Source organism: Vibrio sp. M260118, from assembly GCF_036533755.1.
GTDB lineage: Bacteria > Pseudomonadota > Gammaproteobacteria > Enterobacterales > Vibrionaceae > Vibrio.
Map to the genome: position 1 here is coordinate 1 of NZ_JATABG010000007.1, position 11615 is coordinate 11615.

Annotated in this window: 5 protein-coding genes and 1 pseudogene; 3 read left to right on the forward strand and 3 right to left on the reverse strand. The window is 46.7% G+C overall.

What is annotated here, in order from left to right; genetic code table 11:
- Nucleotides 1-155: 155 nt before the first annotated feature.
- Nucleotides 156-2864 carry an HTH-type transcriptional regulator MalT gene (malT, locus tag QTO00_RS01125; RefSeq protein ID WP_331422445.1) on the reverse strand — a complete coding sequence of 903 codons (2709 nt, stop codon included), beginning with the start codon at nt 2862-2864 and terminating at the stop codon, nt 156-158.
- A gap of 565 nt (nt 2865-3429) precedes the next feature.
- Here malT and QTO00_RS01130 point away from each other — a divergent pair.
- The 3 genes and pseudogenes from QTO00_RS01130 (at nt 3430) to glgB (ending at nt 10307) form a co-directional block, all read left to right on the forward strand.
- Complete coding sequence (locus tag QTO00_RS01130) at nt 3430-5883, forward strand: glycogen/starch/alpha-glucan phosphorylase (RefSeq protein ID WP_331422446.1); 2454 nt, start codon at nt 3430-3432, stop codon at nt 5881-5883.
- A gap of 24 nt (nt 5884-5907) precedes the next feature.
- A pseudogene (gene malQ / locus QTO00_RS01135) lies at nt 5908-7941 on the forward strand (4-alpha-glucanotransferase); the annotation flags it as partial.
- 188 nt (nt 7942-8129) lie between these two features.
- Nucleotides 8130-10307 carry a 1,4-alpha-glucan branching protein GlgB gene (gene glgB / locus QTO00_RS01140; RefSeq protein WP_331422448.1) on the forward strand — a complete coding sequence of 726 codons (2178 nt, stop codon included), beginning with the start codon at nt 8130-8132 and terminating at the stop codon, nt 10305-10307.
- Nucleotides 10308-10362: 55 nt separating this feature from the next.
- Here the strand turns inward: glgB and QTO00_RS01145 are convergent, their stop codons facing one another.
- Entirely contained in the window at nt 10363-11004 is a 642-nt protein-coding gene (locus tag QTO00_RS01145) for an START domain-containing protein (RefSeq protein ID WP_331422450.1), read from the reverse strand.
- Between the two features lie 39 nt (nt 11005-11043).
- Nucleotides 11044-11457: an alternative ribosome rescue aminoacyl-tRNA hydrolase ArfB gene (gene arfB / locus QTO00_RS01150; protein ID WP_331422451.1), complete on the reverse strand. Its 414-nt coding sequence runs from the start codon at nt 11455-11457 to the stop codon at nt 11044-11046.
- Between the last annotated feature and the right edge of the window lie 158 nt (nt 11458-11615).

The window sequence follows — 11615 nt, forward strand, 5'->3', positions numbered from 1 at the left end:
ACCTCGAGCATATAAGGACAGGGTACGTGTTCAGCAATTATGCTGAATGGAAGTGTGCATGAGCCGTATACGAGGCCCGTACGTACGGTTCTGTGAGAGGGATGAGGCGGCAACGCCTCACCCTACTCGATATATTTAGACTCTTAGTTTGACAGTTAATACCCCATCAACTGGAGCAAGTTTTCTGCGGTTTTGATCGCCTCTTTACGGTTGGCGATATTGAGCTTTTGATACAAGTTACGAATGTGAGTCTTGATGGTTGTGCCTGCTACGTCAAGCTCCTGGGCGATCTGCTCATTACTAAACCCTGAGTAAATCAGACCAAGTACCTGCCATTCGCGTTGAGTTAGTGGGCTAGTGCGAACCAGTTCTGGAATATTTGGGTGATTGACCAGCTTCTCGACAAACTCTTCATCAAAGTGGACAGAACTACTGCGTTGAGTGGTAGAGATGTCTTTTAGTAACTGCTGCGCCCGATGACGCTCTAAGTCACCTAGCTCATTCTTTTGATTAAGCTTTTCTAAAATGTGGCCAATCTTTTCACCATCGATCAAGAAGTTACCAAGCATGCCGGTTTGATTCGTCAGCTCTAGTGCGTGCTTGAGAGACTCTCGAGCTGCGTCATCGTTGCCTTGAGATACTGCTAAGACAGCTTCAACAATCTGGTTACGGTTGATATCTGTCAGTAGGTCGTTGTCTCTTGCTTGCTTCTGCATGAACTCTAGCGTTTTGCCTGCCTCATCGTACATCTCTAGCTCGGTTTGAGCGCGAGCAATGTTACGCCACTGCAGTTGGGTAAAGTGGTTGCATGCTGCTTCTGGACGGACTGTTGTCTCGAGCCACTGCTTAATTGAGTCGAGATCACCACGCGCTTTCCAAAACAGCAGTAAAGAGAGTGAAGCGTTAGCCGTCCAGTCGACATGGTAGGTTGACTGTTTTAGTAGGTGGATTATCTGGTCGATAAACTTGCCTGCTTTGTCTAACTCACCGCGACCTACGGCAATACGCGCTAACATAGAGTAGCTATGTAAGTGCTTACTTTGGCTGTGGTCACCTAGTACGTGGAGGCCTTTGTACGCACACTCTTCTGCTTCATCTGGGCGATTCCAACACCATAGAATTTGCGCACGGATTCTTAATAAGAACTCGTGCAAAGGGATCTGCTGCAGTTGCTGCTCTTCGATAAGCTTAAACGCGTTGTCTTGGATCTCGAATGCGGCTTGAACATAGCCTTGCGCAATCAAGATTTCACTTTGCTGTAGCATCGCCCATAGCGCTTGATGGTAAACCTGATACTGGCGCGCTAATTTTTCAGTTTGCTGCATCATAGGTAATGCGCGGCTGAGATGACCGAGTACGTGGTTAACTTCGCCAATCACAGAGGTTGCGACAATGCGGCTGCGGTACACAGTGCTATCAACTTGGCTCAGTGCCAGCTCTGCGAGTTCAAGAGCTTTCTCTGGTTCGTCTCGGTTAATCGCAACCTGAGCGCGCAGAGCATTAAACTCACCCTGTTCCTTAGTGCTTAGAACAACGTTGAGCTCTTTCATCTTAGCATCAGCTTTAGACAGCAGATCTCCGACATCATTGTATCTATGCTGGCTCTGCGCTAACCAAGCTTGCAACATACATAGTTTCGGCTCGCTGTAGAGCTGTTCTGGTGTTAGGGTGTTGATCGCTTTTTCCAGTGCGATTAGCTCGCCACCGTTAAACATGCTCCAACCGTACAGAGTTAATATGTCTGCGGTAAGTTGACCATTATCTGCTGCTTGAGCGTGACGCAGTGCTTGATGCGGTGAAGAGAGTTTTAACCAAGCGTTGGCTGCGGTTTGGTGTAGTTGCTTCTCTTGTTGAGGAATACGTGCGGTTCGCTCGTGAGCAAGAAACTCTGCGAACAGGTTATGGAAGCGATACCAGTTCTGCTCACCTTCAAGAGGGTGGATAAACAGCCCGAAACGGTTGAGCGATTCAATCATGCTCAGCGCATCTTCTCGTTGGGTTAACTCACTGACCAACTGGTCATTGAAGTGATCGAGTACAGAACACTGGAGCAAGAAAGTACGTGTTTCTTGGTCGAGTAGGTCAAACACCTCTTCCACCAGATAGTCCCAAAGATGGGCATGGTTAAATTGAGAGAAAGATTCTGCTGATTGCGCCAGGGTTTTATGTTGATGCTGTGCTTGCAGCGCGATCAGTTGTAATGCTGAAGGCCAGCCTTCAACGTAGTTACGCAGGTTGTCTGCGGTAGCATCATCTATACCGTCGGTGACGCGTTGATTGAAAAAGCGCGTTGTCTCTTCAGTGTCGAATGCGAGCAACTCATTGCCGATCTCAATCATTAAGTCACGCACTCGTAGGTTGGCTGTGCCAAGTGGTGGTGCTGCACGACTTGTAACCACTAGGGTGATATTGTCTGGCATGTGCTTAAGGAAGAAGCGCATAGCCTCGTGAATTTCATCGTCGGAAATTAGATGGTAGTCATCCAACACGATGTAGCACTCTTGATGGAACTTAGACATCTCAGTAAACACTTCCCCAAATAGAGAAGGCAACGAGGAGAACTGTCGTTTTTCAGCAAGCTTTTGCGAGTTAGGACAGCTTCCGTCGGTGGCTTTGTTCAGCGCTTGGATCAAGTAGTTGATGAAACGAAATGAGTCGTTGTCGTTTTCATCAATGCTATACCAACCCACGTGTGACTTATCAGACAGCCATTGCGCCGCCATAGTTGTTTTACCATAGCCCGCAGGAGAGCGGAAAAGGATCAACTTATAAAACGGTGCTTGCTGGAGGAGATCTAATACTCGTGGTCGCACTATGGCATTGTGCAGGCGAGCAGGGCGAGTTAATTTAGAAGGAATCCACATCTTTATGTCCTCATGCTGTTCCCTTATATAAGGGCCACGTACTCCAAATCCCCCGGTACGTGATTAAGCAATTCGTGTGCAGTTAGATTTGTTGACTAAGATGTTACTTGAGAACAAATCCCGCGTTTATTGATCGACCATGGGTTTTTCGCCTAATTCACACTTTACGGCGAACTACGCCCCATATTTGTGACATTAGTCAACTTTGGCTGGGGTGGGAAATGAGTTTTAGACCATCCTTTGCACCAAATAATATGCAAATTTCATTTATTGATAGTTCTTATTGTGATCCAGTAAGCATATTGTTCAATTGATAAGATTCGATATACACAACTTTAACAGGTTTCGTACTAGGGTAATTACGGTTGATGGTGTGATCCCTATCACTGGTGCTCAGACGAAGTGGAATTTAAATGAGAGTTAGATCACTTAACCCCAGGTAATACGCCCTCTACGCCCTTACTCCTCCTCCCAAAATGGCGAGGATTAGGAGGATGTTTCGCTGTTCATGTCGATGCACGATATGGCACAGATGGATTAGAACCTAATAAGTGAGATTTCTCCAATGAAACCTACTCAACAGAAAACTTTTGACAAAGCAGCATTCCAAGCTGACGTAAAAAAGCACCTTTCAGCTACTTACGCAAAGACTGAAGCAACAGCAACGGCGCGCGAGTGGTACCTAGCTATGGGTAAAGCGTTAGCGGAGCTAACAACTTTTGATTTGCTAGCAACTGAGCAAGACCCAAAAATCAAGCAAGCGAAAAGCGTTAACTACCTATCGCTTGAATTCCTAATCGGCCGCCTAACAGGTAACAACCTGATCAGCATGGGTCTATACGACCAGATTACTGATGCGATGGCTGAGCTTGGTCAAAACCTGACTGACCTTCTAGAAGAAGAGCGTGACCCTTCACTAGGTAACGGTGGTCTAGGTCGTCTAGCAGCATGTTTCATGGATTCATGTGCAGCGCAAGAATTCCCAACTGTAGGTTACGGCCTACACTACGAATACGGTCTATTCAAGCAATCTTTTGAAGAAGGTCGTCAGAAAGAAACACCAGATGCATGGCGTGGTGTAGAAGGTTACCCATGGGAAGTTGCTCGTCCTAAGCTTGCTCAAGAGATCGGTTTCTACGGTCACGTTGAAGTAGTGAATCAGAACGGCAAAGAAGTTCGCAAGTGGGTTCCAGGTATGACAGTTAAGGCGATGCCTTGGGATCTACCAATCGTTGGTTACGAGTCAGACACGGTTTACCCTCTACGTCTTTGGGAATGTCAGGCAATCGCACCATTCTCTTTAGAGAGCTTCAACAACGGTGACTACTTCGAAGCACAGCACGGTCTAATCGATGCGGGTAACATTACTAAAGTTCTTTACCCGAACGACAACCATGAGAAAGGTAAAACTCTGCGCCTAATGCAGCAGTACTTCCACTCAGCAGCTTCAGTGCGCGATATTCTACGTCGTCACGAAGAAGCTGGCTTCACTCTAGCTGACCTACCTAAGCAAGAGACTATTCAGCTTAACGATACGCACCCAACTATCGCGATTCCTGAGCTAATGCGCATCCTTGTTGATGAGAAAGGTCTATCTTGGGATGCCGCGTGGGAAATCAGTGCAAACACGTTTGCATACACTAACCACACTCTACTTCCAGAAGCACTAGAGACATGGCCAGAGTCGCTAATTCAGCGTCTACTTCCTCGTCACATGGAAATCATCTTCGAAATCAACCACCGCTTCCTACAAGAAGTTCGCGCAATGTGGCCTGGTGATGGCGAGAAACAAGCTAAGCTGTCTATCATCGAAGAAGGTTTCAACCGCATGGTTCGCATGGCTAACCTATGTGTAATCGGTTCTTACGCAGTAAACGGCGTAGCGGCACTTCACTCTGAGCTAGTTAAGAAAGATCTATTCCCAGAGTTCCACGAAATGTACCCAACTCGTCTACATAACGTAACGAACGGTATTACTCCACGTCGTTGGTTGAAGTTCTGTAACCCAGGTCTATCTAAGCTAATCACTGATAAAGTGGGCAGCGAGTGGCCAGCAAAACTTGAGCAACTTGAAGGCGTAGCTAAGTTTGCAACAGACGCGGAATTCCAAAAAGAGTTCATGGCTGTTAAGAAGCAAAACAAACAGCGTCTTGCTGATTGGGTTAAAGAGAACATGGGTATCGAGCTAGATACTAACGCTATCTTTGATGTGATGATCAAGCGTTTGCACGAGTACAAGCGTCAGCACCTAGACTTGCTACACATCTTGTCTCTATACCACCGCATCATCAACGAACCTGGCTTTGAATGTACTCCACGCGTATGTTTCTTTGGTTCTAAAGCGGCGCCAGGTTACCACCTAGCGAAAGAGATCATCTTCGCTATCAACAAGATCGCTGACAAGATCAACAACGACCCACGCGTTGGCGACAAACTGAAAGTGGTATTCATCCCTGACTACCGTGTAAGCATGGCTGAAATGCTGATCCCAGCCGCTGACGTTTCTCAACAAATCTCGCTAGCGGGTAAAGAAGCATCAGGTACTGGTAACATGAAGATGGCTCTAAACGGTGCTCTAACTATCGGTACGATGGATGGTGCAAACGTTGAGATCCGTGAAGAAGTAGGCGACGAGAACATCTACATCTTCGGTCTAGATGTTGAAGGCGTTCAAGCGGTTAAAGCGCAAGGTTACAACCCTTATGATTACTACCACGCTGACCCACTATTGAAAGCATCACTAGATCTACTTCTAACGGATGAGTTCACCCCAGGTCAACCAGGTCTGCTTCGTGCAACATACGATAGCCTACTTGACGGTGGCGACCCATACCTATGTTTGGCTGACTTTGCTTCTTACGTGCAAGCGCACGAAGACATGGGTAAACAGTACCAAGACCAAGCAGGTTGGGCGAAGAAAGCCATCCTTAATACTTCACTAGTTGGTAAGTTCACTTCTGACCGTTCAATCAGAGACTACGTGAACAACATTTGGAAACTAGAAGCGGTTAAACGCTAATTAAGAAAACGCCCAGGCCTTGTGCAAACTCTTCTTAAATCAGCAGAGAAAAAGCATAAGAAAGATGTGCTTGATCCAGTGCTGGTGGTTCGCGATGGTGAGCCAGTGGAAGTATCGCTTAATTTAGGAGCAAGTGCTCGCGAGAGTGAGTTTAGCTGGCGCCTAGATACAGAGCAAGGAGAGGTACTTGAAGGCTATCTTCAGTCTCAAATCGTTCGGGACGAACGTAAAGAGGGTGGCCCTTTAGTGTTTGCATTACCGAGAGATATCGCTTGGGGTTACCACAAGTTGAGCATCACTCGTAAGCGTCGTAAAGCCCCTTATGAAATGACATTGATCGTTACGCCAAAAGCTTGTTTCAAGCAAGATGGTATTCTTAACGGTAAGAAAATGTGGGGACCAAGTGTCCAGCTTTACACACTACGTACTCAGCACAACTGGGGTATTGGTGACTTCGGCGATCTAAAACAGTTGGTTGCAGATATCGCATCACGTGGTGGTGATTTTGTTGGTCTTAACCCAATTCACTCTCTATTCCCTGCGAACCCTGAAGGTGCGAGCCCATACAGCCCATCGTCACGTCGTTGGTTAAACATCATGTACATCGACGTAAGCTCTGTACCTGAGTTTGCATTGAGTATTGAAGCACAGCAAAAAGTCGGCAGCGCGGAATTCCAACAGCGCCTACAGAAAGCACGTGAATCTCACTGGGTAAACTACAGTGAAGTTTCTAGCCTTAAGATGAGCGTACTTCCTCAGCTATTTGCTGAGTTTAAGAAGCGTCATCTTGATCAAAACTCTGAGCGTGCACAAGCATTCTTAGCATTCGTTGAAGAGGGTGGTGAAAGCTTAGTTCATCAAGCTGCATTTGATGCGCTACACGCTAAACTTCATGCTGAAGATTCAAACGTATGGGGCTGGCCTGTATTCCCAGAAGAGCTACGTAAGTTTGAAAATAGCGCAGTTCAAGAGTTCATTGAGCAAAACCAAGAGCAAGTACACCTGTACATGTACCTTCAGTGGGTAGCTGATACCCAAATCAAAGAAGCGCAAGCGCTAGCTGAAGAGAAGGGCATGTCTGTTGGTTTATACCGTGATTTGGCAGTAGGTGTTGCTGATTCTGGTAGCGAATCTTGGGCTGACGACGGCAACCTTGTGATGGATGCGAGCATCGGTGCTCCACCAGATATCTTAGGTCCTCTAGGTCAGAACTGGGGTCTACCACCTCTCAACCCTCAAGTGCTTCAAGCGACGGGTTACGACGCATACATTAAGTTACTGCGTGCGAACATGAAGCATTGCGGTGCACTACGTATCGACCACGTATTAGGTCTACTTCGTCTATGGTGGATTCCAAAAGGTGAGAACGCAACCAAAGGTGCGTACATCTACTACCCAGTAGAAGACATGCTAGCGATCCTTGCTCTTGAATCACATCGTCACCAATGTAGTGTTATCGGTGAAGACTTAGGTACTGTGCCTGATGAAATCGTAGAAATTCTACGTGATGCTGGCGTTCACTCTTACAAGGTATTCTTCTTCGAAACATCTGAAGAAGATGGCGGCTTTATCTCTCCAGCGCACTATGCTGAGCAGTCGATGTCTGCACTTTGTACTCACGATATGCCGACACTGCGTGGCTTCTGGCACTGTGATGACTTGAAGATGGGTGAAGAGCTTGGTCTATACCCAGATGCAGAGCAGCTAAAAGGTTTATTTGCTGACCGTCTAGAATGTAAGCAGGGCATCCTAGATTCAGTCGCATGGCATGGTTACTTGCCTGAAGGTGTTGGCCGTGACGCGCAATACGTACCAATGGACTCTTACTTAGCAGAAGCACTACAACTTCACGTTGCAGCGGGTTCTTCAACGCTTCTAAGTGTTCAGTTGGAAGATTGGCTAGAAATGGATAAGCCAGTTAACATTCCAGGTACTGTGGATGAGTATCCAAACTGGCGTCGTAAGCTTTCAATGAACCTTGATGAAGTGTTCGCACACGAAGGTGTAAACCGCGTTGCTCGTAAACTGACAGAAGTGAGAGCAAAAGCGAGTAAATAGTTGCCGAACTTGCTGTCGCGCATAGAAAATTCTTGGTTCCATCACTCTATGTGCGTCAGGATTTGGTTAAACTGACCTAACGCTAACTAAGCCCGCTTTATAGCGGGCTTTTTCTGTATAGAATACTCATAAGACCAAAAGTTCGATTTATGCGAACCTTTGAAAGTTAGGTTAGGGAGAACAGTATTTTGAAAAAAACAGCGTTAGATAAGGCGACAAAGAACTATAACCAACTTTCACATGCGACATTTTCCGATCCATTCTCATTTATTGGCCCATTCCTAGATTCCGACCAAACCGACCTACGTGTTTGGATGCCGGGCGCTGATGGCGTAGAACTGGTGGTAGACGATGAACGCATTGAGTTAGAACGAGAAGGCAGTTCAGGCTTTGTCTTAAAACAAGCAAAAGATCTGCACTTATCTCACTACTTGCTCGCCGTTGATTGGAATGGGACAGAGCAGCTCATCGATGACCCATACCAGTATCACAACATCTATGCAGAGTATGACGATCTACATACGCCGAAAGAGATGTACAAGCATATGGGCGCGCAGTTTGTCACCTTAGAGCGTGGTGGCAAGCAGATCTCTGGTACCCGATTCTTGGTCTACGCCCCTCACGCTTCAGCGTGTAGCTTGGTGGGTGAGTTCAACCAGTGGGACGGACGCCGCACACCGATGCAGCGCCTAGACTACGGTATTTGGGGTATCTTCATTCCTAATTTAGCCGAAGGTGCTAAATACAAGTTTGAGCTCAAAGGCCCGAACGGAGAAGGTCTACCACATAAAGCTGACCCTTGGGGGGCCTTTGCTGAGCAATATCCTTCATTTGCGTCAGTTACATATGATCACAGCCGCTACCAATGGCATGATGAGCAGTGGCAATCGCGTCCAGTAACTGAAAAGCGTAAAGACGCCCTGTCATTTTATGAACTGCACGCAGGCTCGTGGCGCCGTGGTGCCAATGGCGACTTCTTAAATTATCGTGAGTTGGCGGAGCAGTTAATCCCGTATTTGGTTGATATGGGTTACACCCATGTTGAGTTGATGCCGGTATCAGAGCACCCATTCTACGGCTCTTGGGGTTATCAACCGGTAGGTTTGTTCGCGCCAACCAGTCGTTTTGGTTCGCCAGATGACTTCAAATACTTTGTTGATCAGTGTCACCAAGCCGGTCTTGGTGTGGTACTCGACTGGGTACCTGCTCACTTCCCGTCAGATGATCACGGCTTAGCGAACTTTGATGGTACACCGTTATTCCACGATCCTGATCCTCGCCGTGGTTGGCATCAGGATTGGAACTCGTACATTTATGACCTTGGTCGTGAACATGTACGTCGTTTCCTTGTTTCTAATGCGCTGTATTGGTTTGAGCAGTTCCACATTGATGGTATTCGCGTCGATGCAGTGGCTTCAATGCTCTATCTCGACTACTCGCGCAGCCATGACCAGTGGATTCCGAATATTGATGGTGGTAACGAGAACTACGATGCGATAGCGACCCTTAAATGGATGAACGAGGAAGTGTACAAGTACTTCCCGAATGCGATGACGATTGCAGAAGAGTCAACCGCGTTCCCGGGTGTATCTGCACCAACCTTCATGGGCGGCTTGGGCTTCGGCTTTAAGTGGAACATGGGCTGGATGCACGACTCGCTTTCGTACATCAAAGAAGATCCTATCCATCGTAAGTATCATCACGACACGATCACCTTCCCATTGGTGTATGCGCACAGTGAGAACTACGTGCTGTCTTTATCTCATGATGAAGTGGTTTACGGTAAAGGTTCTATTCACAACAAGATGCCGGGTGATGAATGGCAGCAGACCGCAAACCTCCGTGCTTACCTTGGTTACATGTATGCGCAGCCAGGTAAGAAACTCAACTTTATGGGTGCTGAGTTTGGTCAAACTGGCGAGTGGAATCATGATGACCAACTACAATGGTTCTTGCTTGAGTTTGAGCGTCACCAAGGGGTGCAAAATCTGACTCGTGATCTGAACATGCTATATCGAAATGAAAAAGCCATGTACGAGCTGGATAGCGAACCGCGCGGTTTTGAGTGGCGTTTACAAGATGCCTCTGAAGCTTCGATATTGGCTCATGAGCGTTTAAGTGATAGCGGCGAACGTATTCTTGTCGTGACCAACTTTACGCCTGTACCACACCATGAGTTTAGGCTTGGTGTCCCGCATTCAGGTAGATATCAACTGTTGTTAAGCACTGACGATGCTAAGTACCACGGCAGTGGTTTTGACGTGTTGGAATCGGTGAATACCGAAGAGTTGGAGAGTGAAGGCTTACCGCAGTCGATACACTTAAAACTGCCGCCATTGGCAACTGTCTTCTATAAACTAAGTTAATTGTCATCTGATTAGTCTAAGCCCAGCCATCGCTGGGCTTTTCATATATTGACCTTTACTCAACAATATTGGGGTGCGTTCTATCTTGGTAGTTGGGTAACTGCTCCCTGAGCCCTTCAAACGTGCTGCGGGCGCTCTCTTTTGCCAGTTTATTTGCTAGCCAATCAGGCAAATCTCCACCTGGATCTGCGAAGGCAACGTATTCAATCAGTGAGTAGCCATTGGTAAGCTTTTGTAGTGTCCAGGTGGCTTGTACCGAACGAATTCGAATGTAGCCTTCTTGCTCCGGTAAGCTTGGTGCAGCAGCATCTTTGATATTGAGAGTAAAACCAATCTCGTCGAAAGAGTACTGGGAGTAGGTCACCATGTCCCGATCCTTGGCTGGCCAAGGGGCTGAAAACTGAGTGTAGACGATGTTTTCGGTTGGCGAGATCTGCTTGATAACGCGGCTTAGGCTTACGTTATCGATCCAGTTGGGCACATTATCTGAGTCTTCTAAAAGAGTGAGAAAGGCGCTATAGCTAGTCGGGGTAAACATTCGGGCTCTAATTTCGACTAGGCCATCACTGTGCTCACGAGAGTAAATCGTGATGCCATCCCCATCACTTTCAAACTTCCAACTAGCACTCGGCTTAGCATACAAGTAATTCGATGCGATGAGTGTGAAGATAAGTATACTTTTCCCTAAGTTCGTCATTATCTTTCCTGAGCTAGGTTCTATATTTGACCTTGTGTTCTAATGTTTTATTCGACCACGCAAAGACTTGGTTTGAGACTTTATATTTTTGCCTTTTAAGCGCCGCTCTTTCGATGCTCGGGTCGGTTTTGTTTCTCGGCGTTTCTTCTGTACCACCATAGCTGACTTGATCAGTTCTGCTAGCCTGTTTAATGCATCTTCTCTATTTTGCTCTTGAGTTCGATACTGCTGCGCCTTGATGGTGATAACCCCATCTTTAGATATACGGGAATCTCTTAGTGCCAGTATTCGCTCTTTATAAATAGTAGGCAATGTTGAGCGGTTAACGTCGAACTGAAGATGGATCGCACTAGAGACCTTGTTGACGTTTTGTCCTCCGGCGCCTTGAGCACGAATAGCAGTGAGTTGAATTTCCCAAGCTTGCAGTTCAACAGTGTTTGATAACTTAAGCATGTGACATTAATCATTGTGATGTTGTGCTTATTGTAACGATTTTGCGAGTGTTTGCCACACAGCTCAAATTTGAAATCCACTTTGAAAATAAACCTGTCGTATATTGAACGGCTATTAAAAGTGAAATAGCCTTGCAGCAGTAGGGTATTTCTTGACTG